This is a genomic window from Nostoc parmelioides FACHB-3921 (assembly GCF_014696625.1).
In the GTDB taxonomy this organism is placed as follows: domain Bacteria; phylum Cyanobacteriota; class Cyanobacteriia; order Cyanobacteriales; family Nostocaceae; genus Trichormus; species Trichormus parmelioides.
The window spans coordinates 21,998-45,975 of sequence record NZ_JACJQL010000048.1; the positions used below are offsets into that span (position 1 = coordinate 21,998).

Sequence of the window (23,978 nt, forward strand, 5' to 3'; positions counted from 1 at the left end):
AGCCAACCGCTTTGGGGACATGATCAACTCAAAGCGGTTATTAAAATGTATGCCATAACTTTCCACCTACAATAGTGATATCAGCCAAGATATCACCATGCCCTCTAAGAAAACTCAAAGCAAGAAACCGCCGCCCAGCGAGATGCTCCGCGTCCCCGTTGCGTTAAAAGACGCTGTAAGGGAGTTGTCACGGTTGCACAGGCAAGGGCGTACAAACGAGGTACTGCAAGGAATCCAAGAATTAGTAAACAAATTAGATAGCACTGCTGATATCGATACCAATGCTTCAATACAGCAATTAGAGCAACGGGTAGCCCAACTAGAATCACCGCACTCTTCAGGTTCTACCGATGAGTTGAAAGAGGAACTGACGGCTATCAGCGATCGTGTGGGGCAGTTAGAGACAGCGTATAACCAACTGATCATTTACCTCAATAGCAAAAGTAAACCCAAGCAATCATCCTCACGTTACTACCAGGGTCAGGGTGAGGTAAAGATAGATACTTATACTCTACAAAATTTAGCAAAGCGTTTGGGGGTAGATGTAGAAACTCTAGAGCGTATCCGAGTGAATGCCAAAAGGCCGGAGGAGTTTATTAGCTGGAGTAGGGGACGTGACCCTAGTGGTTTGGGTTGGAGGTATAACCCAGAAAGTGGACTTTACCATCCGGTGAGGTAGCGTGCGGGAGCGCGTTTAACTTCCTTGAGCCAATATTTTCTTGATTCATCGCCAAAATCTTCATCGCTACGGCTTCAGGAACACTCATGGCCGAGCAGCGATTTCCTTAGCCAATAATTCATCTGTGACAGATTATGGATATATAAGCTTTCTCATCTACTATCCCACCTAGTCACACAATAGAGTCAGTGGCAAAGCACAATAGCTTTGGGAGCAACTATTTTTTGCTAGAATATTCACCTACCTCAGACATTGGCGTGCTGCTAAAAAGCACAGCTAGAGATATTTATCATGATTAATTATGCCTTTAATTAAAGTCCAAACTTCTGTATCTGCACCTGAAAAAGCTCAAGTTGAGGCCTTGTTAAAAGGTCTATCAGCTAAGTTAGCTAAACATTTAGGAAAGCCAGAATCTTATGTAATGACTGCTTTAGAAGCAGAAATTCCTATGACATTTGCTGGGACTACAGACCCCGTTTGCTATATCGAAATCAAAAGTGTTGGTACCATGAAATCAGACCAAACTGAGGCTATGAGTCAAGATTTTTGTCAACAAATTCATCAAAGTCTAGGCGTGCCAAAAAATAGAATTTACATAGAGTTTGCTGACGCTAAGGGTGCAATGTGGGGGTGGAATGGTACGACTTTTGGTTAAAAAAAGGAATTATTAATTAGTGGATAATCAAAATCCCAATAACGATGCACTTGCATTCCAGAGCGAGATGCCAATAGAAAATAGCCTGGTGGCACTTGATAAACATTGGCAAACATAGTCCGGTCTTGAGCTAAAATGCCGGACTCAGCTTGCCAAAAAGATTCATGATCCCAAGCTGCTGGGACACCCGCAGCAAATAAAGTTTTCGAGATAACAGGAGAAAATAGCTGTTATCCAACTACTAAATTTATTACTTTATGTAGGATAGAGAATAGCTAAAATTCACCACTCCCCGACTTAATACCTTCCGTCTCCCCACCAATACATCATTCATTCACAATCAAGTTATAGTCGATGTAACCAAGCATCGCCCCTCTTTTTATCGCCTCATAACGGTTCTTCACGCCCCATTTACTATACAAATCACTGGCATATTGTTTGACCGTACTAACAGAGAGAAACATTTCACGGGCAATCTGTTCAAAAACTAAACCCTGAGCCAGTAAACGCAGGACTTGTATTTGTCGCTCACTTGGTGGATCTATCAAGTTTTTCTCAACGAAATTGGGGTCAATATATGTATTTTGATAAAGCCTTTCTAATAGTTTTTTAGCCAGCTTAGGGTCAAGTAGGCATTCATTAAAGTAAGCTCTCTTGATGGCTAGTTCAATCAATTCTATATCGGCACTCTTGAGCATATAAGAATCAGCACCATAACGAAAAGCCGAGTTAATAAAGTCTGAATGAGTCTCATTAGTAAATATCACCACTTTACTATTAGTATTTCTTTTAATTGAACGAGTAAGTTCTAAACCACTCATGTCGGGTAATAGTAAATCGACTAACACAACATCAGGATTTACTTGTTCAATTAACTGAAAACCTATCTTGCCACAATTAGCTGACCCTGTAACTTCTATATCAGGAGATTGTGCAATAGCTCCTTTGATGCCTAAGAGCGTGAATGTTTCTGGTTCAACAATTACTATTTTCAGCATGATGTTGATAATCTTCTAATAGTAAATGGCTATTTATTGGCGGATTTATTATTGGTGTCTAGCGGACACGCAGTAGACACTTGGTGTCTGGGCGGTGTCTGGGGTGGTGTCTGCTGGTGTCTAAGCTGTATAAGGGGTTCGGGCTTTAGTGTCTGTGGTGTCTGGTGTCCTGTGTCCGCTAAAAAAGGGCGTTTTTGGGGGCAGACACAAGACACTATTAGCAGTCAAATTTGATTGATCCTGATAACACCCTCGCCTATCCAGTCTGCTAAAGATGCCCCAACAATTTCATACATCCAGCCCTTAATTTGCTCAACAGTGAATCTCTCACCGTTGACTTTAAAATTGCCTTTGAACTCTCTTACATCAGCTTCTATTCGCTCAGTTCTGGTGAGATATTCATACAATTTCTGCGCCATTGGTGATAGCTTATTTTGTTCATTTGAAGTATCATCAGTCTTGCCACCGATATTAAACTCAAGTTCATAAATGCGTTCTAAAGTGGCTTTATCTATGGGCGGAATTGAGTTAGATTCTGGTGTCACTGTCTCACTAAAGTTAGAGATTTTGGCTGTCATTTTGGGCAGAATAACATCAAGCCATTCGTTAGAACTATCGAGTTTTACCTTTGCTTTACCCGTAGATTTAGGCTGTAATGTAACTGGATCTACTTCAGCCAAACATTCAACCTGAAGCATTTTAGAAACGAGATTATGTAAGCCTTTAATTCCGAATAAACAAGTCTGGGTATTGTTGTGAGCTACCACAGTTAAAGGCATCTCCTGTTTGCGACTTTTAGTAAGTGCCAGCTTGCCGAATTTCTCCAATAATTCTGCATCTTTAATGAAGTCAGCGTAGGTGGTTGCTTCCTCACAAATTAGGGCAGTTGCTTTACCCTCTGCCCAAAGTTTTTGTCGCCATTGCTCCTCACTCATAGAAGAATCATTGAAAGTTTTTAACCTTGATTCCAATTCTTTAACGTAATTGCGGATCTGCTGTTCTATCTCGTCCCATCCGTGATAACTTTCAATCCCTCGCCATTCTGCACGGTTGCTGTCAGGGTCAAGGACAACAACACGGTAGCCAGCTTCTTTTTTCTGTTTAACAACGTAACGAGCCAGCCAAGATTTACCGCCTCCTTGGTTGCCCCAGATGAGAGCAGTTTGTTTGACTAAGTTTTGTACCCAACTGTCTTTGGGAGCAATCGCCTGGGTAGAGTCAGCGCCAGTAACCTTATCTGACGGATTAGTGATATCTTCTATCGACTGCCCTGGCAATGCACCCACTGGCTGTCCGGTTGTCTGTTGTAGTTGCGCCCGTGCTTCTGCCTCAGCCCTTAACCTGACTTGCTCCTGAAATATGGCTAACTCTTGCGGTGTCATGTTTGATAACTGGGCTGCCCTTGCCCGTCGATTCTCAGACCATTGGTGAAATTCGTAGTCTAACTGCGCGGTGTAGCTTTCTTTATGGAGTCTCAAGCCTTCACGAAGCTTGCTAATCAACCAATTGGCTTTTAACTCATTCCTAATTTCGGGTAGCAACTGCATCAATCGCCATTCCCTAGCCTTGGACAATGCGAAAGCACCACCAGTAGTCACGACTGCGGCTAGACCCCAAAGCGGTTTATTTGGGTTGCTCTTTGGAATAATCCTTAATCTGGTTGCTTTGGTAGGCAGGAAATTATTACGTTGAAATTCAGGGTTAGCTGGTGCGTAAGCTTCGGCATAAAACTCAGACTCCGGCATTATGTATCGTTTATCTGGTGTGCAGTATCTAGCGCGGTTATCTGGTGAGGTCAGTGTTTCGGGGATGAAGCAATATTCCACCAAACTGATTTGAGTGCCAGTAAATGATTTAGCGCCACAAATTAACCCGATGGTTGCCAGCACGCCTACAGTAATATTGTTGGCTGTCCCTGAGCTTCTATAAGACTCGAACTGCTTAAGTTTCATTGGTTTGCTCCCTTTAGCACTGCTGCCAATAGCAACAACCCCACTGCACCTAACCCCATCAACAACCAAGGTGTTTCAGGTTGGGGAATTGGTTTAACTTCGTAGTTTCTAACTTCCTCGTAAAACCTTGTCTTACCTGCCTTAGTCGCTCCCCTTACAACCCGATACTCATCAAAGGCTATCCACAGCGAAGCCCCTACACTTGCAGTCTGAACAGTCGCCACCATGAAGTCTTCGCCAATGTGGATTCTGCCGTCATATTGAATCTTGGTGAGGGTGTTGGCGAAGAATAACCCCAGTACAATGCTGCCTAGTGTGCCAGAAGCGATCGCGCCAATGGATAAACTCGTTAGTAGGCTGACTCCAGTGTTAGCGGTGAATACGCCCAAAAATGTGGCTAGAGCTTTGTTGAGGAGTTGCTTGTTATTGAAAACATCCCTAATAGATTGCTCTAGTCGTTCGCTGTCCTCATCCTCTGGGTTGGTTTGAGTTTTTTGTGGTTCACTCCAATAAGGAGAGGGAGTCTGTTCATTGTTGGAGTGAAATTGAGATAGTAGAGCTTCAAGATCATTCATTTTTACTCCTTCTTAACCCTACAAACTGGCATGAAAGCCAGAGTTTAAGAGACTCTGGCTTTTTACTTGTGGTTTAGATGCCCATAAAGTTGCGGAACCACTGCCCTACGCGACTAATCCCAGCAGTCCGGCTGTAGTTCGGCTTGGGTATGCGGTCGGTCTTCGCTTCACTGCCGTTTGTCCACAGTGCGTTAGTTACCGCAGTTTCATAGGCGCGATCTGCTGTATCCTGTGCTTCAGGAACTTTGTTAGACGCTTTGATTAAATCTGCCTCGTATTTTGCTAGAGCCATTAGATCGGCGGTGGCCCCTGCTATCTGAATCAGGCTTGAGCGTTGAGCGTGTCGGGTTGCCTCCGCAGTAGTAGCGTTGACGTGTTCGGCTTGTATCTCGGTCATCTCATTTTTGAAACGCTGCTCTCCTGTCTTACTGGCGTTGATAGCTTTCAGGGTTTGCGTTCCGTGCTTCTGGGTCAGTTGCACCAGTTCCGCGTAGGCTTGATTGACATCCCCCGTGATTTCAATGATTTTCCGATATGCCTCCAGCGCCTTGGGTAAATTGGCTTTGGCTGTGTCCGACAGTCGCGCCATATCTGCAATTCGGGTGATTACCGTTTGGTCGCCCTGCACGGCTTTGTTGAAGTCTTCTGCTGACACGTCAAATAAACTGCCCATTGCGTTGAGCGTACCAGGGGCAGTGCTGGGAATGTGGTTTTTCAGCTTGGCAGATCCATAGTTACGCGCCATGTTTTACTCCTGTTGCTGGTACTTGAGTTGATTAACAAGTGCCTCTGCCAGCCCCAATAGGTCGCCTAAAGTTACTCGTTTGTAAAGACCTTGAACAATTGGAGAGACTGTTGAAACAGCCGACGCTGATACTGTGCTGCCAATAACGTTGATTTCGGCTCCCAGTAACGTTTGGGCTATGTTTTGCAGGAGAAAGAGTTTTTCTACCTTGCTTAGTTGTTCAAATGTGCTGCCGTATTGTTGCTGAAGCTCATCTAGGTAGGAACCATCCCCCGGCATTGTTGAGGTGAAAAAGCCTAGTGGTTTATTCATTGCTGGTAAGATTCAAGTAGCGTATATGATGCTTAATTGCATTTGGAGCGAACACCATGTTTAAGAAGCAATGGATTCGCTCTTTCTCTTAGGATAAAAAACCGTCAAAGCAATGTAAATCAACGTTGTTGTGTGCAAGGAGTTCCCAGCCTAATTCAGTTAATGCTTGTTGAGCATCACTAACATTCACATCGGGGTGAAAATCCAAGGTTAAAAACTGTGGATGCTGGCGGATTTGTGTTAGTAATTCTTGGGCTTGTGTAACTAATTCTGGTAGTGGTTGAGTATTCATAATTTACCTCACAAAATTGATAATTGCAGTGATTCTTGACTGATGACAGAACTTTTTATAGTCGCTCCTTCTACCTCATAACAGCGATTAGTTAAACCTTTGTGATTCAGTTTCAAATCAGCTTTTTTTCGCTGTCCTGCTAGTGGGCGAAAAATAAATTGTGGGGCTTGGATTGTGCCTGTTTTGTAGAGGTAGCGATACAGCGTTCTGTCAATCTGGTAGACCTTTTGGCTGCTGAGAATTGTGCTGTCATAAACTCTATTTAGGTTGTTCATACTTATCAAAACATTGCTGCTAATTTGTTAGCCAGAGATGATTCAACCTTTTTGCTAGGCATTTCCACCGACTCGGAAAAGTCACCGCCGCGTCGTTGGAACTCTAAAAGTATGTAGTTGACCAATTCGCCGTAATCATCAATATTTAGTTGTTCGGATAGTTGTTTAAGCATTGGATGAAACGGCTTTCTAATCACTACTCTGATGCTCTCGTTACTCATCTATTCCCCTCGAATACATCATTGTCGCTAGTTGGTATAACCCCTCTGCATTTGACCAGAGTGGGTTTTCTGCTATTACGAATCCTTTAGCTTTTAATGCCTCGTCAACGCCCCTTAGTTGCGAACCTCCGCCAATAATTAAGCAAGCATCGGCGTTTATCTTCCACGGGTGTATGAATTTGAAAACTGGGGAAAGTGACTTCTGCACCCAAGGCATTAATTCTTGACTGTAAATGTCTTCAAAGCTGAATTGTTTCCCATACCAAAACGGTTTTTCACTACTTTCTAATCCCTGACGGATTAGGTGAGGTATTGCTATTTCACCCTGTAGTCGGTTTTTAAATGTTGGGTTGACGGAAATCATTTTGATTAATTCCTCAACCCCGTTATCAAATGTCTTGCGGTTGGCTAAATGTCCCTTTTGTCCAATTAAGGTTGCTATGACTGTACGATTGCCAATATCTACAATCACGTTCTGTTTGCTGGTGTCGAGTCTATGGGCATTAGCAGCGATGGCGGCGTGTCCTTCGTCGTAAACTTTCAAAACGTGAATGTTGACTGTTGTTGGTATAGGTTTACCACCAAACCTAACGATGTGTTTACCTGCAATGGCATCAATCAACTGTTCCTCTAAATCTCCTCGCTCATGCAAAGAGGCACAGATAATTAGGTTAATTACTGGCTTATAGGGATAGTAAGACAGTGCTGCTAACAGGTGTTTGAGTGATTGAGTGACTTTAGCGGTTGCATCATCAGTCACTCGCAAGTGGTTTTTGGGGTTTGCATCATAAGCGGCATAGCCTGACAACCACTGTTTGTAGTCCAGCTTGGTGATTGCGTCTCCTTCTAGGTACTCTACATAACCCTCAGTTGGTAACTCAGTCGGACGGTAGTAGCAATTCTCTAAATAACTTGGAAACCTGATTTTTCGGTCTGATGTCACGAACTTAACGCCAGAGTTACCGAGGTCGTAACCTGCTATCAGCGTGAGTGTACCCTGATGCCTCGTCAGGGCATTTTCGGGCATTTCTGCCAAATCTGTCATAAGGTTTTACCCTCTAATTATTCAATTGACAAGGTTCTGAAATAGGCTTGCTGTCTTGGTTTTAAACATCCTTGCAATGATGCGGTGGCACACTGGCACTTATCCCATCTAATGCAAGTTTGGTCATTCCCTGACGTTTTTGCCTTAATAGCACTATAGCACAAAAACTATAGTGCTATTGAATCATTTACTTGAATGTGCTAACTATTTGGCGACAATAGTAAAGTATTGCTAATTTGCTAAAGAAACATTTTGCTATGACCGATTCAAACAAACAGGTTTTTGTGCGATTTCGAGTAGATGAAGAAAAGCGCGATCGCTTCAAAATAACCTGTATACAGTTAAAAACAACTATGGATGAAGTTTTAAAAGGTCTTCTTGATAAGTGGTTAGAAGAAAACGATCCTGAGTCAACCAAAAATAAATAGCACTTTGACTATAGTGCTATAATCCTCACATCAATAACAAAAAGCCCCCGGTGGAAACCGAGAGCTTTTAGTTCTTAACAACGCCCTATCTTGGCGGATTCAGCGTTGTTTGTTCACTCATACCGGGAAAGCCCGGATTTAATAAAAGTTAATATGCTTAAACTACAAGTTTACAGCGACAGTTACCATGAGTGCATCGGTAACATTGTCAGGGGGCATTGTATCTATATTACAGCATCAAGAAATTTGCTGTCAGAAATAGATAATAGCACAGTAATTAACTGTTTTAAAATCCTCGGAGACACTTGCTATAGAGACAACACAGAGATTTTTTTAATAGCTAATTATCAACAATTGAATCAAATCGGAGGTATCGCGTAATGGTTGCACAATTCTCCTCCTCTACAGCGATCGCCGGTTCAGATTCATTTGATATTCGCAACTTCATCGACCAGTTAGAACCAACAAGGGTCAAGAATAAATATATTTGCCCAGTGTGCGGTGGTCATAACCTCAGCATCAACCCGAATAACGGCAAATACAGTTGTTATAACGAGTGCCTTCACCGCGATATTAGAGAAGCAATCAAGCCCTGGAGTCAGGTACTAGAAGAACGAAAACTAGGCTCTACACCATCAGCCAGTCCCTTACCCATTAAAGCCAAAAAACCCGCTTGCCCACCCAAAGTTTTAGATGTAGACCCATCACAGTTAAGAATATGTAGGCTATCGGGTGAAATCACCACGCCACAACCTGTAACACCTGATTTCGTTCCCAAATCCGTTAGCTCTAGACTATTAGCTTCAGGAGCAACACCATCCGAATTAAAAGAAATTACAGTCATCGAATATGACTATGGTGAAGAACGAAAGGCTCATAGGTTTTCTTGTCCCTGTGCCGCTAAAGATAAAGGCACAGTCAAAACATTCTCAGTCAGCCGAATTGACCCTATAACTAACCTCGTTGCCTGGAACAAGCAAGGGAAATGGCCCGCTTACAGACAATCGGAAGCGATCGCCATGATCAAAACCACAGAAGGCATACCTGTAGTGCTAGGGCATGAAGGGGAAAAATGCGTAGAAGCAGCCAGAACCCAAGGACTCGCCAGCATTACTTGGGTGGGCAGCAGTTCCGATGGTGAGATCATGCACTCATTGGGACAAATGAAGACCGTCACAGGTAAAGATTTTTTACTGGCTTACTGCGTAGATAATGATTCTACTGGCTGGAACAAAGCCCGTAGAATCGAAGAAATTTGCTCACAAGCCGGAGTGGGTTTTGTTGCCATTGACTTGCTAAAAATTCAGCCATCCCTACAAGATAAAGGAGATGTAGCAGATATTTTTGAGTCGGGCATGACAGGGGATGAATTAGTAGAACTGATACTCCAGCAAATCGAAGAAATTACCACCCAAAAGCAACAACTTCTAGCCCAAGACACATTAGATGTTGCTGATGATGGCGAGTCGGAGCCGGACAACACATTCTTGCAAAAAGGGTTTAACACCCTTTACGGCGAAACAAAATGGATGTGTGCCGATGGCAAGCTGTACTACTGGCATGGCAAAGGCTACAGATACTCACCTGATGCAGTTGAACGTCGGCGCATCACCAATTATTGCAATTCATATCCGGTGATGAAGAAAAAGGGTGATAGCTTTGTCATCACCTACCCTTATGCCAAACCCAACAAGGTCAAAGAATTACTGGAGTGGGTTAAGCTACGAGTCGAAATTGACCCGCAATTACTCAATCCGCCAGGGGTGAACTGTACCAATGGCGTGTTAGCCATTGACTGGTCAGGCCCAATACCAAGGCCAGTTTTAGAAGAACACGACCCAGATAAGCACTTTTTTACTTATGAACCATTGGTGAAGTATGACCCTCTTGCTAACCCCAAACATTGCGATCGCTTACTAGGATGTTTGGACTCCCCACAGCAACAAATTCTATTAAGGAATCTGGGGGCGAGTCTTGATTTAGCGGAAGTTCGCAAGCGTCGCGGACGAGAAACAAAGGTCATACTGGCTTGTGGCTTAGGTGCAAATGGTAAAGATTCGATTCGGCAGGTAGTATCGATCATCTACGGGCATCAAGGCATGACCAGTTGTTCCTTAGCTGACTTTGTAGCCTATGATGAAGGGCGGAAATTTGCATTAGCTCCCCTGGTTAACAGCCGGGTCAATTGGGCATCAGAGAACCCACAGACAACACGACTCGATAAAATTCAATCGCTCAAATTATTTGCTACTGGTAACGTCTTACACTCCGAGCGTAAAGGCAAAGACCACATCGAGTATAACCCCAATGCCATCGGCATCTATAACTTGAATGAAACCCCGCCATTGTATGGAACCATTCAAGCTACTATCGACCGCATTGTTGCCTTGATTTTTGACAAAACATTCAAGAACAATCCTGACCCCAACAATCCAAAAGAGCTATTAGCCGACCCTCGGTTTGCTTATGACGTGGATTTTGTGCAAGAGTGTGTTGCTCCAGCATTTTTAAATAAGATGATTGCTGGGTTACAGGCATTAATCGTTGAGGGCATTGACTACAGCTGCACTCAACAAGCCTTGGAAGAAATTCAAGCGGAAAACTCGCACTTGTTCCAATTCTGCAAGGATACAGGGCTGGCTTATAACCATTCGGGTATCGTTACTGCCTTTGATATCTGGCAACGGCTAGAGAATTGGTACATCGATAACGGTACTTTGTCATTTGAGGAATCTAGCAATGGCAAGGTTAAAGCGATATGGCAGGAACAGTCCAAGCCCAGCGATAAAACAGTCAAGGCGATTAACCAAGCCCTACCCAGAATAAAAGCATTATTCCCCAAGGCCAAATTAACCACTGTCCCCCACCCATCAGGTAAGCGAAAGTTACAAGCACTGCAAGGAATTAGTTTTGATAATGTGCCAATGTCAATAACTGGCACACCCATAGCAATAAGGGATAATTCCACACCAAATTCCACACCAAATCCACACCAACAAAGCCAGATAAATCAAGACTTCCACACCACCCACACCAGTGATGAGGGGTTGGATGAAAAAAATGATTCTGGTCAACAAAAAGCCGATCTAGATCCTCAACCAAAATCAGATATCAATGTCAATGTCAATAGGGCTGATCAAGATTGGGATGGGAATCTTGAGTCAAAATCAGAGATCAATCCCAATGTTGATTGTGAAAATGAAGTAGAGGGCGCTCCATTGGTGTGGGAGGTGTGCGATGAAGTGCCTGCAAGGGATACAGCTAGTTCAACTGGTGTGAAATCTGGTGTGCCAGATGAGCTTATTGCTATGCCAGAGAGCTTATTGACAACAGAAGTAGAGAGCCAACAAAAGAGCGTAGATGTAGCAGAGGTTGGTCTACAAGGTGAAGAGGAAGCGTCACAGCAAACAGTCAATGTTCAAAGAGACGAACAACCAAAATCTTCCACCCCCGGTTCCACCCCCGGTTCCACCTCTGGATTATCAATGGAGGAGGAAATTATTGGCAACGTGGTACTGATTAGAGAGTGCATTGCTTGGCAATCCTGGGGCATGATTGCTGAACTGACCCAAAAATGGGCTGGTGAGTTTAAATCGGCTGTTTGGAAACAGTTGACTCTAGAGGAACGTGAGGCGGTTAAGCAACTCAAGGCATTGGAATGAAACTGTCGCCAGTGTTGGCTCATTCTTAAGCTAGGGAGCTAGGGAAGACTCTAGATAAACAACCTCGCTGTTAAGGGACAGACTGACGCTCTTGCTATTCCTGTTTTACCAAGAGAGCAGCAAGCCCTATGTATTGGCTTCTCTCGAACAGGCAATAGCATTTAAACCTGTTTAGATGAGCCTAATAGGAATTAATTGCTCAACTCAGTACAACAAAAAACGGTAGCAAAATACATCAGTGTGCCATGCCAGTTTTATGTGAAATCTATGGCAGTTTCATGTTGGATTGATGTGAAATCTTAGTCAGAACCATGTAAATTTCATGGGAGCCGTAAGTTTGACCGCAGCCAAACTATGTCAAATTCTTGGTAAATCTATGGTAAAACCTAGTCAGATTGACGTGAATTTCATGTCAGTTGAAAAAATTTGAGTTTCCGCACAGTACGCAAAAAAGTTTTTCCCGTTTTTTGGGTCAAAACTGAAAAAGAAAATAATAGCCAACAAAAAAGAATACTAAATAACTACATTAGTACTACAAAAAAGGTTTAAAAGACTCAAACTGAATGGGTAATAAAGTTTAGAGGGGCAGGGGGTGGAACAAATTGTTTCTGAACCTCAAACTCAATCACCACAGGTAATAGAAGAGTGTTCCACCTCTGGTTCCACCCTCGAATTGTCTTTTGAGCAGAAACTTATGGGTAATGTGGCACTAATTAGAGAATCTATTGCCGATCAGTGTTGGGAGTTGATTGCTGAACTTACAGAAGAATGGACGAGTGAGTTTAAATCGGCTGTTTGGAAAGAGTTGACCCCACAGGAGCGTCAGGCAGTCAACGCCCTCAAAGCCCGTAACCAAACTTAAGGCTAAGGAAACAGCACAAAAATAGGTGAAAATTAGGCTTTTTTAGTTGCACTATGGACAATAAAGAACAACAAATCCTCTGTTCATGGGTAATAAATGCCAAGCCTTTGATGCGCGTAGTTGAGCAAAAGCTTCTAGAGAGCCGTGTTCTAGTTACAAATAAGGCTATAGTAAAAGCCATTTGTACAGTACTTGGTCGCTGATTTGACAGGCAAAATTGACTAAAGGCTGGTAGTTAAATCCTCTGGCTCAAAGATGACAGGTGGATAAAAACCAGCAAGTAAGAACATGAAAAAGCTAATTTATGAAAATATAGATTTTTGGCTAAAGGGGAGGCATTTAAGCAACTCAAGCTCCTTAAAGACACCTGATATAAATGTCAGAGTTTCTGTGGCAGTGCGATCGCCTGTTGCTATTAGAATCATTAGTTACTGATTCAAAAAAGTCTGAGTTTTTGGTTTTGAGCTTATTCCTCAGCCCTCACTAAATCTGCTTTCTTAGAAGAGGGTTAATCTAATCAATGTTCCTGTAGGTAGTTGCGAAAAATGTTTACTTTGGTGAGAAATTTGGTTATACCGAAGAGTAGGTGCGATATATTTATAAATTTGGAAAGATGCAATAATTCTAATTATTGGTAAGTTTTTAAGACTGAAAACTGTTACATTTTTAATAAATGGTATTACAGAATTGGAGACGCAAACGTGGCGTTGCACTTACTACTAGGGGTTGGCAAAAACTTCAGGAAGCAAGACGTAAGTTAGAAGCAAAGGAAAATTTTGGAAATAGCTATACATTGGAAGAAATCAGCACTCTTACGGGATTGTATACCAGTACAATCTCGAAAGTACTGAATCGTGAAGGAGGGGTTGATAAAAAAACTCTTGAAAAGTTATTTTTAGCTTTTCAGTCAAAATTACACAAAAGTGACTATTTAAACTCAAATACTCGGTTAGACTGGGGAGATTCTAGCTTTATTTCTGTTTTTTATGGACGTAAAGAAGAGGTTACCATATTAGAGCAATGGATCGTTGATGAACGTTGTCAATTGGTAGCATTATTGGGAATGGGTGGCATTGGTAAAACTGCTTTATCTATAAAGTTTGCTCAACAGATTCAAGAAGAATTTGAATATGTTATTTGGCGCTCTCTACGCGAAGCTCCACCCGCAAAAACCATATTAACTCAGTTCCTCCAATTCCTATCGGAAGAGCAGGAAACAGAAGTTAACTTACCAGAAAGCTTAAGTGATAAGATATCACGACTAATCTATTATCTGCGAACACATCGTTGTCTGCTGATACTTGACAATGCTGAGTCGATTTTGCGCTATGGGAGTCGAGCTGGACAATATCAAGAAGGATATGAGGAATATGGTGAAATTTTTAGACGTTTAGGAGAAGCTACTCACCAAAGCTGCTTAGTGTTGACTAGTCGAGAAAAACCTAAAGAAGTAGCTCTACTGGAAGGAAAATTACTACCAGTTCGCTCTTTAAAATTAAATGGTTTGAACGTAGCAGAAGGGCAGAAAATTTTGAAACTCAAGAGGTTATCAGCAGCAGAAGATGAATGGAAAGCAATGATTGAATGCTATGGAGGCAATCCATTGGCTTTAAAAATAGTTGCTACAACCATTGAAGACGTGTTTGCTGGTAATGTAACTGAGTTTTTGCAACAAAATACTTTTGTTTTTGGGGATATTCGTGATATTTTAACGCAACAGTTTGAGCGATTATCAAATTTGGAAAAAGAAATAATGTATTGGCTAGCAATTAATTGTGAGCCAGTTTCATTATCTGAGTTGCAAGATGATATTTTATCACCAGTATCACAACGAAAATTGCTAGAGGCTTTAGAATCGCTAATAAGGCGATCACTAGTTGAGAAAAGTATAACAAGCTTTACTCTACAACCTGTAGTCATGGAATATATAGCTCAGGTATTGATAGAGCAAGTCTGTGAAGAGATTGCGACTGGAAATCTTGAGCTTTTTAGATGCCATGCACTGGTCAAGGCAAGTGCTAAAGATTACATCAAAGAAACTCAAGTTCGTCTCATCCTCAAACAAGTAATTAATGGGTTGCTCACTATTTTGAGGAGCAAAAGAGGAATTGAAAATCAATTAACTAAAATTCTAGTTAAACTACGAGAAGAATCACCCGAAGAACCAAGTTACACAGGTGGAAATGTTCTTAATTTGCTTTGTCAACTACAGACAAATTTAACAGGTTATGATTTTTCCGAACTGACTATTTGGCAAGCAGACTTGCGGAACATAAAATTATATGATGTCAATTTTCAAAATACTGATTTAAGTAAGTCAATTTTTACCGAAACTTTTAGTGGTGTTTTGTCAATAGCTTTTAGCCCTAATGGCAAACTTTTGGCAATCGGCGATACTAATGGCGAAATTCGCTTATATCAAGTTATGGATAGTAAGCAAGTTCTTACCTGTCAAGGTCATACTAACTGGATTCCATCACTAACTTTTAGTCCTGATGGTAATATGCTGGCTAGCAGTAGTAGTGATCACACGGTGAGATTATGGGATGTAGATACAGGGAAATGTCTACAAACTTTACAAGGACACACACATGAAGTGTGGACAGTTGCCTTTAGTCCAGATGGTAAAACACTAGTCAGTGGCAGTAATGACTGCACGATGAAACTATGGCATATTAATACTGCTAAATGTTTCAAAACATTTCAAGGACATATAAGTTGGATAATCTGTGCAGTTTTCACTCTAGATGGACAAATGCTAGTAAGTGGCAGTGATGACGACACAATTAGATTATGGGACACCAGTACTGGTGAATGCCTCAAAATTTTCTGGGGACATGATGACGGGATACGAGGAATCACTATCAGTCCTGACGGTCAGACAATAATAAGTAGCAGCGATGACCAAACAGTGAAATTGTGGGACATTGATACTGGTGAATGTATTAAAACTTTACAAGGACATAATGCTGCGGTATGGTCGGTTGCCATTAGTCCTCAAGGTAATCTCATCGCTAGTGGCAGCCTCGACCATACAGTAAAACTATGGAGCGCTACCACGGGTCAATGTTTGAAAACCCTTCAGGGGCATTCCGCTTGGGTCTTTTCTGTTGCTTTTAGTCAACAAGGAAATATTCTTGCAAGTGGTAGTGAAGACCAAACAGTGAAGTTATGGGATGTTAGTACAGGTCGATGTCTAAAGACTTTCAGTGGATATACTAGCCAGTTCTGGTCAGTTTCTTACAGTCCGAATGGTCAGATGTTAGCAAGTGGCAGTCAAGACCATATGGTGAGGTTATGGGATGTCAATACGGGTCAAGCTTTACAAATTTTCCAAGCCCATGATGCTGCGGTTAGATCGGTAGCTTTCAGTCCAAATGGGCAGACACTAGCAACTGGCAGTGACGATCAAACAGTTAAGTTATGGAATACTAACACTTGTCAAGTCTTGCAAGCTTTTCACGGGCATCAAGCGCTAGTTTGGTCAGTCGCTTACAGCCCAGATGGTCAGATGTTGGCAAGTGGTAGTCAAGACCTAACAGTGAAGTTATGGGATATCAATACAGGCAAAACTTTACAAACCTTACAGGGTCATCGTGCTGCGATCCAGTCTGTTGCCTTTTGTCCTAAAGGAAGGACATTAGCTAGTTGTGCTTGGGATCAGACGGTAAAGTTGTGGGATATTAGCACTGGTGAGTGTAAAGGAACGTTTGAGGGTCATACCAATTGGGTTTGGTCAATTGCTTTTAGTCCGGATGGTGAACTGATCGCAAGTGCTAGTTATGACGGAACAGTCCGCTTGTGGAGTGTTAGCACTGGTGTGTGTGTCCAAACCTTCCAGGTATGTGTAAATGGTATCGTCAAAGCAGTTGTCTTTAGCCGGAACGGTCGTTTTTTAGCTAGTAGTAGTCCTGATTACTCAGTTAAGATATGGGATATTGAAACTGGTGAATGCAAAAGGACATTATATGGACATTCCGCTTGGGTTTGGTCAATAGACTTTAGCCCAGATAATATAAATCTAGCTAGCAGTGGTGCTGATGAGACAATTCGAATATGGGATATTAGCACAAGTAAGTGCTTAAAAACTTTGAAAGCTAAGAAATTTTATGAAGGAATGAAAATTAGAGGAGTTAAAGGCTTAACCACAGCAACTATCGCTACTTTGAAAGGTTTGGGGGCTATTGTTTAGAAAAATGACCTCGGCTGCCCCCAATAAGCGTAAATCCTTAAAAATCAGCCATAGGGATATCACTTGGTAATCCTTTTGCAAATTCCTCTAACATTATCCTTTCCAAGTCAAACTCTGTGTCATCTAGTCTATCTAAGCCAATATTGCTAAGGCTGTTAGTAGAACTATCAGCATTTAAAGATTGCTGATTAATAGCAGAATCATCAGAATTTAAAGATTCCTGCTTAATAGTTGTAGTTTTTATCATCTTTCCCTTGTAATTTTGCGTGAATTATATAATGCAAAAGCTGTTTTAAACAAGTAGTACTTGGCTATTAAGTGAGTGCATTGGCAGTTAATCAGTTGCATTCACTCATGCTTATTTTAAATTTTTGATGGTTGTAAAAGCTTCTCAATATCGTCATCTGATATATAGTCCTGTTTAGGTGGACTAAAACGTAACAATGCAGCTTCATAACAGGCTTTTACAATACGATCAATCTCTTGGGAAGTTAGCCCTGCGATCATTACAAGTGATTCTTTTACGTGTTTTACTTCAGTACTAACAGCGCTGTGCGCGCGTAGACAACGAGTGGCTCTGATACCTGATGGTAGCAATGCTTCGACGCTCTGAACGTAAGCCTCTCCTACACATATCCCTAAGCGTTCAGCCGTATAGGAATATCCGACGCAATCGATGGGATCTGAGTCCTGGACACTGCGAGTAAAAGAGTCCACCAAAGTTTTTGCAGCAGGAGGAAGAAGCACCTCTACAACAGCTTCAGGTTTGTATCCCATTGATTGAATATCTAACAAGGCAAGTAGGTCGTGACCAGCCTCTTCTATAGATTTTTGTCCAGCCCACTGTGCCAAGTTATAGCGATTCGCTAAAGCAAAGCGCTCTTGTGCTTCTTTCATAAGTTGTGGGGTAGAGTGGCACAAATGGTAAAAACCAGCAAGCCGCCATACCCAACGTATAGGAGTCAGGGCTGGTGGTCGGCGATTAGACTTGACTGTGTTCCAAGCAGATACTATTGCAGCATCTAATCGCTTTCGAGTTTTAGCTAAGGTATCTGCATCAATTATCTTTTGAACAAAATAGTCATCTTTCAGCTTTGGTTCAGCTTGATGTATCCGATTACACTTGATAGTCTCTACAGTTACTTCATCAGGCTCAATATATGCCGATTCAGTGTTAACTAAAAATTTCTTAGACATAATTTGTTTCACACTCTCATCCATATCATCTAGTACCTTGACCACTACTTTTGCTAGAAAGGGATCTTAAATAAAAACATCTGCAATTTCTTGTAGGATAGGTGTCCGCACTTGTTCAAGATTTAGGAAAGATGGGATGTTTGTCCCACAATAGAATAATTTTTTTCTTGAAAACCTTAAAAAGAGATTTTCCTTTAAAAAAAGAAAATAAAAAGTTTAAGTTCAAGCTTAAAATCATGATTTTCACTGGTAAAAATTTTTCTTAATAGGCAATATTTAATAGGATTTTTACAAACTGAAGACAATGAATAAGACAGACGCGATTGACTCTGCTAGTTATACATCCTCTAGTCAAAAATCGACGCTTAAGCAAATTACATTAGACCTAACATCAGATGAAGCTCAAAACCTTAAAAACTATTGTGAGCAAACGGGTAAAGAGGTAACGAATGTAATTGAGGAACTCATTCAGAAGTTACCTGTGGTTTAATTCTTGTGCGATAACTCTAAATCAGAATATTTGTAACTGAAGTACAGCTTTTAGAGTAAAGCAATCAAAAATTGGCAGATGGAGGAATAGTGAATGGATAAATAATCAGAACTCATCGATAAATCCCTAAATGTAAGGTTTCGCTTCAAAAGTTACTACCAACGGTTAATTGCAGCTAAAAAGTTATGAATTTGGGCTGTAATTATACCTACAATTTCTGAATACAATAGAGAATTAAATCATCTATTGGTATTAAATAGAGGTAGGATGCTTCGTATTATCATGCTTTGTTGTAGTTAATCCTCGAATAAGTTCTCTAATCACATCAGTTGCTGGTCTACCCGTTTGATAACAATATTTTTCAAGGTTTTCAGCTTCATTTGATGCTAAATTTATGGTTATGCGCTTGACAGCCCATTTTTTATTCATGCTATGAATTTAGTAAGATTGAACAAATTTATAGATGTGGTTTTTTAAAAAGCATAATATTGCTTATTCTGTAGATCACTATGCCTCTAGATAGATATATTTTATCGACTAGAGAAGAGTTATAAAAAGCACTGTTTTACTATCTTTAAAAGCTAATCTATACGATAGCAAAACGTTTATCTATTGCATCATCATTTGTCCAAGTTATAGTAGAGCGATTGCCATAAAATTTTCACATCATAACTTTTTAAAATTACTCTAAAATTTTTAAGTTTTCTGTGCTTCTTTTTATTAACTAAATCTTATTCATTTTTCATTAAGAATATTACCATTCAAATGAACAGCAAGCAAATATATAGTTAGTAAAGAGCAGTTTGATGGACTTAATTAATCACTAATGCAAAATAAAACGCTTATAAATTTTTCAATAGGCGTACATATGGGGTAGTGCAACGATTCACGAAAAATTCCGCTATATCACTTGAAATTCTTGCTTGGAAACAGTTTCAGTCTTTAGTTATACGGTACTGATTAGCTATGAATCACCATTCCCTAGTTTGGCTTATTTTAGGCAATGTTATGAGCGCAACTGAGCCTAAGAATAAGGTTTGAGCCTTCTTTAACAAGCAACGGGTGATGAAGACAATCTGCCGCCCGTTGCTCTGGCAGCATCTAATTGCTCAAGCTTGCTCAATCTTGAAGAGCTTTACGCTTGGTACTCCGTTTGAGAATAGTTCCAGCTAATGCCGCGATGCCCAGCGAAAACATAAAGCTAGGTTCGGGAACTGCTGTAACTGTAGTGCCACTTAGGTTAATACGGGCAAATGAATTGGTATTAAAGGGCAGCCCCTGGACGTTTACGAACAATTCATTTCCCTTAAAGGTGACTCGATCAGGTGTTAGACCTAATGTAGTTTGTGGGTCTATCAAAACATTTGTAATTTGCAAAGCTGTGGGTGCAGTGAATGTAAACACATAGGTATTCTGAAACCCAGTTGCAAAGCTATTAAATCCTACGGCGTTATCAAAGTCGATAGCTAGGTAATCCGCACCAGCATCGATCGAAACGTCTACAAGAGATCTAGCAAATCCTGGAGGAACACCTGTACTTGGGTCAAACAAACTCGCAAGATTAGGGAACTCCACAGTTGATTCGCTAACAATCGCAGATGCAGGAAATGAAGTCACAAAGAGTTGACTTGTTGGGGTTGATTGTGCTTCGGTACGAAGTCTTAGCTCTGAACCAACTAGGGTAAAACCTAAAGCTGAACTACTACTAAAAGCAACTATTGCTACGGAGGCAAAAAGCGGAAGTGTCTTAATCATGAAGTATTTCTCTTTATAAATGCCTTAAGTAAACTGATTATGTATAATTTTTCCACATAATGTTCTTAATAAAAATATTTTACGTAAAATCTTTGAGTGCCAGTGCAAATAGACGTGAAGCCGAGATATGTGTAAGTGCGATTCGTTCTGGAGAAACCCAATATTTGGGAGGATTCCAGGCTTCACGTCCAGTAGGCTATTTCTATTGCAGTTAGTGAGAATAAACAAATGTTCCCTCTCAGGAAAGAAAAAGATTGAGTAATAGTGTGAATGAGGGTAACAGGTAATATGAGTATTTGTGTGATCAATAAGCGCATAAGTGCCTTGAAAATGACTTTTAAAGACTCAATTCATCATCCTGTTGCTGCTGCTGTCGCCTTAACTGCCGCCCATATTCAAGAAGCTGCTCGTTCCAATCCGCCGCTTTAGATAAGACTTGTTGGGACTGTGGCAGAAGTTTTAAGACACGCTGTGCGGCCGCATGAGTTGATTGGTCTTTACCAAAAGTCACCAGTATATTAGGAATGTTCTGCAATCGCTCGACAGGCAAAGAGTTGATGTTATCGACTGCCATGTACAAGGTTCGCTCAGGTGGCACATTGCCCCTAACAAGGTATTCGAGCATAGCTCTGGAAATAGCTTCAATGGGAGAAGAACACAGCAGAACATGATTTGTTTTATCGGTCGCTTGACCACCCAAACCGAAGTAAAACCAGCTATCACGGCGTTTGGTTCCCTTAGAGTAGCCTTTAAAACTGTTGTTCTCCCCTCTAGTTCCCCGTAAAAATGCACCGTTACGCTGACCCTCAAGATTCCGCATAACAAAAACAGCGTTTTGTTGGTCATCAGCGTAAACTAGGCTCTGGTTATAAAGCATTTGCAAACAATCAGAGGGGATGCCCCGTTGTTGGGTGAGGTAACGTTCAACGGCAGGCCAGTTGTTTCTATCTTCAACAGGTGGGGTAAATTGTGGACGCGGTTCAGTTTGGATAATGTCCGCCGCCCTGTTTTTAACGTGAGCGATCGCCGCACGTTCTACCCCAGCTTCACCGAATCGCTCATGTAACCAGACAACCGCCTGCCGAAAATTGCAGTTGTTAACGTGCATCACCAAATCAATCGCACCGCCCCCGCCCTTCTGTTGGTCGGGTGAAAAGTCGTAGAATTTCGACCCATCTATATTAATGATGTGACCGTGACCCCTCCATCTTTCCCGCTCGTAATCTAGCCCCAACTCCCAAGCGACATCCAATAATTCCAAGTCGCGCAGAAGTTTAGTTTGCTGCTGCCAACTAGCGAATTGTGCCTCTAATTCCTTGATGCGTCTGTCTAGTCGTTCATTTTCAAGCGCCAAAGCTTTTGCTGTGGCTTCCATCTGCTGTTTTTTAGCTTGCGCCCTATCCCGGTCAGCCGCTTTAGCTTGCAATTGTAACTGGGTGAGGCTGGTATCTGGTTCTATACCGGAATTAACAATGCTGTAAAAGTCCTTGATGTCTTGGTGTTGCGCCCTACTGCCCTTAATGCCACGCTCTAACCCCAAATGTTCTGTAGCTTCGGAGTAGGAGTCTTGAAACTCCCTCATCTTTTGACGACCATCGAAGAAGTGCTTGGCCCTCAATTGCCCTTTGTCATCGAGGGGGACAAAGTAAGCGTGAATATGTGGGGTGGCTTCATCCAGGTGTAATTCTGCCCTGACAATGCGAGATCCGTAGCGCGACTCTAACCATTGTTTGGATGCAGTCAACCAGGAGTCAACTTTGTCCTGCTCATAGTAACCCGCTTGTGTTGGGGAGTTGGGACGGAAATATTCGGGGCTGGCAGTCAATAAAATTTCGGTGCAGTAAACCGCATCGGGGCGAATCTTCCGTTTCTGCTCCCCTATCCTTTCTATCACCAACTGGTCTAATGAAAGTGTTGGGTTATTAGTGCCAATGAATCTGATATTTTGTTTGTCAGGGTCAGCGTTGGGTGTTTCTCGCTGACGTGCGGTGTGCGATTCACTGCCTGCCAAGTTACTGCGTTTAAGCTTTTTAATCCGTGCAATAGCGTAAGCCATGCCACTTTTTGGGTGATTGAGTGTAATTGCGTCGCAGACCCCACGCAACCTTTTTGTTTCGACCGCAAGGGAGAAATGGCGCAAGCCACCCGTCAGGGCAAAAAGGTGTAGTGGGTACACCATTATCTTAGTAAAAGAGCGCGAAATAAGACTGTCACAAAACCCCCTCTGCCGCTAAAAAGCCTGCTGTGTAGGGTTTTTAGCCCTCTGGGGCGCATAGGGATTTGTTCGATGCTTTGGCGTTTTACACCACAATAGCACTCATTAATGGCACTATTGGGGGGAAACGTAATTAAATTAGATTGACATTTATTAGGCTAAAAACACCACATTTAGGCACAATATTATCGCTATCATCGTTAAAGTAGACACATTTATACTCAACTCAAATATTGATAGGTTTTTATACTAAAAACATTTTTTATACTTAGGAGAAGATATGAGTCAACAACACAATTCCTATGTTGAGTTACCCAGAATAAAACGCAAGAGTAATTCATGGGAGGGAAAGGTAATTGATTATTTATTGAACCATCCTTCTAATAGACCAGCGACAGAGTTTGCCATAGAAGCGATTACAGCTTTTTGGCTTGCTGAAGCGTTAGAGGGTCAAGTCAGTCAGCCTGAATTACAGAAAGCTTGTTGGTCAGCAATTGAACGTCTAGAAGCGAAACTGGCAACTATTAGAAGAATAGGCAGAATAGAAAAATTACTTCCAGAGGGAGCAACAGTTCTAAGTCCTTCTGAAAAAACTGTGAATCCTACTACTACTAATGAGAACTCTAATGAGAACTTAAATGACTTGCACCTGTCCACTGATGAGGATGAAGATGAAGATGAAGACACTGACGGTTGGATGGATATAGAACTTTCAGAGGAAAAGAAACAGATGAGAAAGCTGTTTGGTATTGAGTAGTAGTTGAAAAAAGTGCATTAATCAAAGAAAAATCATCTCCTGTGATGTGGGCTGGGTTAAATTTAAGCAAGAATTTTGAAACATAATTGCAACATATCATGATTACGCATTATCAATAAGCTAGGGTCTTATTGACAATAAAAAATACTCAAAAAAGTGGCTGTAATTGAGTCTGGATAGGAATTACAGAAAATTTTGTTCAAAAACAGTGGACGGCCAAAAGGACAAGAAACCACTGTTTTTGATGTTTTGGACGGCCGTTGACAGGTGGGCATTTGTCAGCAGAGCATGACAAATGGCTAAGGTTGGCGCTCACTGGACGGCCAAAAGGACAAAAAACCACTGTTCTTGATGTTTTGGACGGCCAAAAATATTAGTGTCGGATGAGACTGATTTAGCACGGTTAAACTACACTAAGCTTACGGTGTTGAAGGTTTTTAGTTTAGTTGTTGCGTTAGACAAGTTTTTATTTCAGTTAACGCTCAATATATAGAATGGCTGCTGAACTCACAGTGGAAATTTCAGGTTCACTTACTGAAGAAGTTAATCGATTGAGCGGTCTTTTTGAAGTACAATTGCAACACAAATGTATTATAGATTCTCAATAATTTTAGAGTTATTGAGAATGAAATCGGTGTTTTAAATTGGCTGTAAGTCATTGTCAGTAAGCA

General features: G+C 41.5%; 23 protein-coding genes. 9 read left to right on the plus strand and 14 right to left on the minus strand.

Annotated elements, in window-relative coordinates; translation table 11 throughout:
* The first annotated feature begins 97 nt into the window (after nucleotides 1-97).
* Both H6G14_RS24005 and H6G14_RS24010 read left to right on the plus strand, forming a co-directional pair.
* The gene (locus tag H6G14_RS24005; RefSeq protein WP_190570276.1) at nucleotides 98-679 is read left to right on the plus strand and encodes an Hpt domain-containing protein; all 582 of its coding nucleotides are present in this window, start codon (nucleotides 98-100) and stop codon (nucleotides 677-679) included.
* Between the two features lie 301 nt (nucleotides 680-980).
* Nucleotides 981-1,334: a phenylpyruvate tautomerase MIF-related protein gene (locus tag H6G14_RS24010; RefSeq protein WP_096637511.1), complete on the plus strand. Its 354-nt coding sequence runs from the start codon at nucleotides 981-983 to the stop codon at nucleotides 1,332-1,334.
* Between the two features lie 326 nt (nucleotides 1,335-1,660).
* Here the strand turns inward: H6G14_RS24010 and H6G14_RS24015 are convergent, their stop codons facing one another.
* The 9 genes from H6G14_RS24015 to H6G14_RS24055 all read right to left on the minus strand — a co-directional run bounded on the left by H6G14_RS24015 (nucleotide 1,661) and on the right by H6G14_RS24055 (nucleotide 7,749).
* Nucleotides 1,661-2,332, minus strand: a complete 672-nt coding sequence (locus tag H6G14_RS24015; RefSeq protein WP_190570278.1) for a response regulator — start codon at nucleotides 2,330-2,332, stop codon at nucleotides 1,661-1,663.
* A 224-nt stretch (nucleotides 2,333-2,556) separates the two neighbouring features.
* The gene (locus tag H6G14_RS24020) at nucleotides 2,557-4,284 is read right to left on the minus strand and encodes an ATP-binding protein (RefSeq protein WP_190570280.1); all 1,728 of its coding nucleotides are present in this window, start codon (nucleotides 4,282-4,284) and stop codon (nucleotides 2,557-2,559) included.
* Complete coding sequence (locus H6G14_RS24025; RefSeq protein ID WP_190570282.1) at nucleotides 4,281-4,859, minus strand: hypothetical protein; 579 nt, start codon at nucleotides 4,857-4,859, stop codon at nucleotides 4,281-4,283. The genes H6G14_RS24020 and H6G14_RS24025 overlap by 4 nt, the downstream gene beginning before the upstream one ends.
* A gap of 73 nt (nucleotides 4,860-4,932) precedes the next feature.
* Nucleotides 4,933-5,604 carry a hypothetical protein gene (locus H6G14_RS24030; protein ID WP_190570284.1) on the minus strand — a complete coding sequence of 224 codons (672 nt, stop codon included), beginning with the start codon at nucleotides 5,602-5,604 and terminating at the stop codon, nucleotides 4,933-4,935.
* Nucleotides 5,605-5,607: 3 nt separating this feature from the next.
* A complete protein-coding gene (locus H6G14_RS24035; RefSeq protein ID WP_190570286.1) occupies nucleotides 5,608-5,916 on the minus strand; it encodes a hypothetical protein in 309 nt (102 codons plus the stop codon).
* 88 nt (nucleotides 5,917-6,004) lie between these two features.
* Entirely contained in the window at nucleotides 6,005-6,208 is a 204-nt protein-coding gene (locus H6G14_RS24040; protein WP_190570287.1) for a hypothetical protein, read from the minus strand.
* An 8-nt stretch (nucleotides 6,209-6,216) separates the two neighbouring features.
* On the minus strand, nucleotides 6,217-6,483 hold the full coding sequence (locus H6G14_RS24045; protein ID WP_190570289.1) for a hypothetical protein: 267 nt from the start codon (nucleotides 6,481-6,483) through the stop codon (nucleotides 6,217-6,219).
* Between the two features lie 5 nt (nucleotides 6,484-6,488).
* Nucleotides 6,489-6,704, minus strand: coding sequence for a hypothetical protein (locus tag H6G14_RS24050; protein WP_190570308.1), 216 nt, complete (start codon nucleotides 6,702-6,704; stop codon nucleotides 6,489-6,491).
* Nucleotides 6,697-7,749, minus strand: coding sequence for a ParM/StbA family protein (locus H6G14_RS24055; RefSeq protein ID WP_190570291.1), 1,053 nt, complete (start codon nucleotides 7,747-7,749; stop codon nucleotides 6,697-6,699). The genes H6G14_RS24050 and H6G14_RS24055 overlap by 8 nt, the downstream gene beginning before the upstream one ends.
* A 257-nt stretch (nucleotides 7,750-8,006) precedes the next feature.
* Here H6G14_RS24055 and H6G14_RS24060 point away from each other — a divergent pair, with 257 nt between their 5' ends.
* The 5 genes from H6G14_RS24060 to H6G14_RS24080 all read left to right on the plus strand — a co-directional run bounded on the left by H6G14_RS24060 (nucleotide 8,007) and on the right by H6G14_RS24080 (nucleotide 16,893).
* The gene (locus H6G14_RS24060) at nucleotides 8,007-8,177 is read left to right on the plus strand and encodes a plasmid partition protein ParG (RefSeq protein ID WP_010994151.1); all 171 of its coding nucleotides are present in this window, start codon (nucleotides 8,007-8,009) and stop codon (nucleotides 8,175-8,177) included.
* A gap of 380 nt (nucleotides 8,178-8,557) precedes the next feature.
* Nucleotides 8,558-11,839 carry a DNA primase family protein gene (locus tag H6G14_RS24065; protein WP_190570293.1) on the plus strand — a complete coding sequence of 1,094 codons (3,282 nt, stop codon included), beginning with the start codon at nucleotides 8,558-8,560 and terminating at the stop codon, nucleotides 11,837-11,839.
* A gap of 592 nt (nucleotides 11,840-12,431) precedes the next feature.
* The gene (locus H6G14_RS24070; protein WP_190570294.1) at nucleotides 12,432-12,701 is read left to right on the plus strand and encodes a hypothetical protein; all 270 of its coding nucleotides are present in this window, start codon (nucleotides 12,432-12,434) and stop codon (nucleotides 12,699-12,701) included.
* Between the two features lie 288 nt (nucleotides 12,702-12,989).
* The gene (locus tag H6G14_RS24075; RefSeq protein ID WP_190570296.1) at nucleotides 12,990-13,136 is read left to right on the plus strand and encodes a hypothetical protein; all 147 of its coding nucleotides are present in this window, start codon (nucleotides 12,990-12,992) and stop codon (nucleotides 13,134-13,136) included.
* Nucleotides 13,137-13,374: 238 nt separating this feature from the next.
* Nucleotides 13,375-16,893 (plus strand): WD40 domain-containing protein, encoded by a 3,519-nt coding sequence (locus H6G14_RS24080; RefSeq protein ID WP_190570298.1) that lies wholly within the window; start codon nucleotides 13,375-13,377, stop codon nucleotides 16,891-16,893.
* A 37-nt stretch (nucleotides 16,894-16,930) separates the two neighbouring features.
* Here the strand turns inward: H6G14_RS24080 and H6G14_RS24085 are convergent, their stop codons facing one another.
* Both H6G14_RS24085 and H6G14_RS24090 read right to left on the minus strand, forming a co-directional pair.
* The gene (locus H6G14_RS24085; protein ID WP_199326273.1) at nucleotides 16,931-17,140 is read right to left on the minus strand and encodes a hypothetical protein; all 210 of its coding nucleotides are present in this window, start codon (nucleotides 17,138-17,140) and stop codon (nucleotides 16,931-16,933) included.
* Nucleotides 17,141-17,256: 116 nt separating this feature from the next.
* Nucleotides 17,257-18,090 (minus strand): hypothetical protein, encoded by an 834-nt coding sequence (locus H6G14_RS24090; RefSeq protein WP_190570300.1) that lies wholly within the window; start codon nucleotides 18,088-18,090, stop codon nucleotides 17,257-17,259.
* A gap of 304 nt (nucleotides 18,091-18,394) precedes the next feature.
* Here H6G14_RS24090 and H6G14_RS24095 point away from each other — a divergent pair, with 304 nt between their 5' ends.
* A complete protein-coding gene (locus H6G14_RS24095) occupies nucleotides 18,395-18,580 on the plus strand; it encodes a CopG family transcriptional regulator (RefSeq protein ID WP_190570302.1) in 186 nt (61 codons plus the stop codon).
* Between the two features lie 252 nt (nucleotides 18,581-18,832).
* Here the strand turns inward: H6G14_RS24095 and H6G14_RS24100 are convergent, their stop codons facing one another.
* From H6G14_RS24100 to mobV, 3 genes are all read right to left on the minus strand, one after another.
* Nucleotides 18,833-19,009, minus strand: a complete 177-nt coding sequence (locus H6G14_RS24100; RefSeq protein ID WP_096637527.1) for a ribbon-helix-helix domain-containing protein — start codon at nucleotides 19,007-19,009, stop codon at nucleotides 18,833-18,835.
* Between the two features lie 690 nt (nucleotides 19,010-19,699).
* Nucleotides 19,700-20,335: a hypothetical protein gene (locus H6G14_RS24105; RefSeq protein ID WP_096637528.1), complete on the minus strand. Its 636-nt coding sequence runs from the start codon at nucleotides 20,333-20,335 to the stop codon at nucleotides 19,700-19,702.
* Between the two features lie 337 nt (nucleotides 20,336-20,672).
* Complete coding sequence (mobV, locus tag H6G14_RS24110) at nucleotides 20,673-22,391, minus strand: MobV family relaxase (RefSeq protein WP_190570304.1); 1,719 nt, start codon at nucleotides 22,389-22,391, stop codon at nucleotides 20,673-20,675.
* 439 nt (nucleotides 22,392-22,830) lie between these two features.
* Between mobV and H6G14_RS24115 the strand changes: the two genes are divergently transcribed.
* The gene (locus H6G14_RS24115) at nucleotides 22,831-23,307 is read left to right on the plus strand and encodes a hypothetical protein (RefSeq protein ID WP_190570306.1); all 477 of its coding nucleotides are present in this window, start codon (nucleotides 22,831-22,833) and stop codon (nucleotides 23,305-23,307) included.
* The last annotated feature ends 671 nt before the right edge of the window (nucleotides 23,308-23,978 follow it).

Excerpts from the sequence above, each read along its gene's own strand:
- H6G14_RS24055 (WP_190570291.1), bottom strand. The coding sequence starts at position 7,749 with ATGACAGATTTGGCAGAAATGCCCGAAAATGCCCTGACGAGGCATCAG.
- mobV (WP_190570304.1), bottom strand. The coding sequence starts at position 22,391 with ATGGCTTACGCTATTGCACGGATTAAAAAGCTTAAACGCAGTAACTTG.
- H6G14_RS24020 (WP_190570280.1), bottom strand. The coding sequence starts at position 4,284 with ATGAAACTTAAGCAGTTCGAGTCTTATAGAAGCTCAGGGACAGCCAAC.
- H6G14_RS24030 (WP_190570284.1), bottom strand. The coding sequence starts at position 5,604 with ATGGCGCGTAACTATGGATCTGCCAAGCTGAAAAACCACATTCCCAGC.
- H6G14_RS24045 (WP_190570289.1), bottom strand. The coding sequence starts at position 6,483 with ATGAACAACCTAAATAGAGTTTATGACAGCACAATTCTCAGCAGCCAA.
- H6G14_RS24065 (WP_190570293.1), top strand. The coding sequence starts at position 8,558 with ATGGTTGCACAATTCTCCTCCTCTACAGCGATCGCCGGTTCAGATTCA.
- H6G14_RS24025 (WP_190570282.1), bottom strand. The coding sequence starts at position 4,859 with ATGAATGATCTTGAAGCTCTACTATCTCAATTTCACTCCAACAATGAA.
- H6G14_RS24035 (WP_190570286.1), bottom strand. The coding sequence starts at position 5,916 with ATGAATAAACCACTAGGCTTTTTCACCTCAACAATGCCGGGGGATGGT.
- H6G14_RS24060 (WP_010994151.1), top strand. The coding sequence starts at position 8,007 with ATGACCGATTCAAACAAACAGGTTTTTGTGCGATTTCGAGTAGATGAA.
- H6G14_RS24005 (WP_190570276.1), top strand. The coding sequence starts at position 98 with ATGCCCTCTAAGAAAACTCAAAGCAAGAAACCGCCGCCCAGCGAGATG.
- H6G14_RS24040 (WP_190570287.1), bottom strand. The coding sequence starts at position 6,208 with ATGAATACTCAACCACTACCAGAATTAGTTACACAAGCCCAAGAATTA.
- H6G14_RS24100 (WP_096637527.1), bottom strand. The coding sequence starts at position 19,009 with ATGAATAAAAAATGGGCTGTCAAGCGCATAACCATAAATTTAGCATCA.
- H6G14_RS24050 (WP_190570308.1), bottom strand. The coding sequence starts at position 6,704 with ATGAGTAACGAGAGCATCAGAGTAGTGATTAGAAAGCCGTTTCATCCA.
- H6G14_RS24080 (WP_190570298.1), top strand. The coding sequence starts at position 13,375 with ATGGTATTACAGAATTGGAGACGCAAACGTGGCGTTGCACTTACTACT.
- H6G14_RS24105 (WP_096637528.1), bottom strand. The coding sequence starts at position 20,335 with ATGATTAAGACACTTCCGCTTTTTGCCTCCGTAGCAATAGTTGCTTTT.
- H6G14_RS24075 (WP_190570296.1), top strand. The coding sequence starts at position 12,990 with ATGAAAAAGCTAATTTATGAAAATATAGATTTTTGGCTAAAGGGGAGG.
- H6G14_RS24115 (WP_190570306.1), top strand. The coding sequence starts at position 22,831 with ATGAGTCAACAACACAATTCCTATGTTGAGTTACCCAGAATAAAACGC.
- H6G14_RS24095 (WP_190570302.1), top strand. The coding sequence starts at position 18,395 with ATGAATAAGACAGACGCGATTGACTCTGCTAGTTATACATCCTCTAGT.
- H6G14_RS24010 (WP_096637511.1), top strand. The coding sequence starts at position 981 with ATGCCTTTAATTAAAGTCCAAACTTCTGTATCTGCACCTGAAAAAGCT.
- H6G14_RS24090 (WP_190570300.1), bottom strand. The coding sequence starts at position 18,090 with ATGTCTAAGAAATTTTTAGTTAACACTGAATCGGCATATATTGAGCCT.
- H6G14_RS24015 (WP_190570278.1), bottom strand. The coding sequence starts at position 2,332 with ATGCTGAAAATAGTAATTGTTGAACCAGAAACATTCACGCTCTTAGGC.
- H6G14_RS24085 (WP_199326273.1), bottom strand. The coding sequence starts at position 17,140 with ATGATAAAAACTACAACTATTAAGCAGGAATCTTTAAATTCTGATGAT.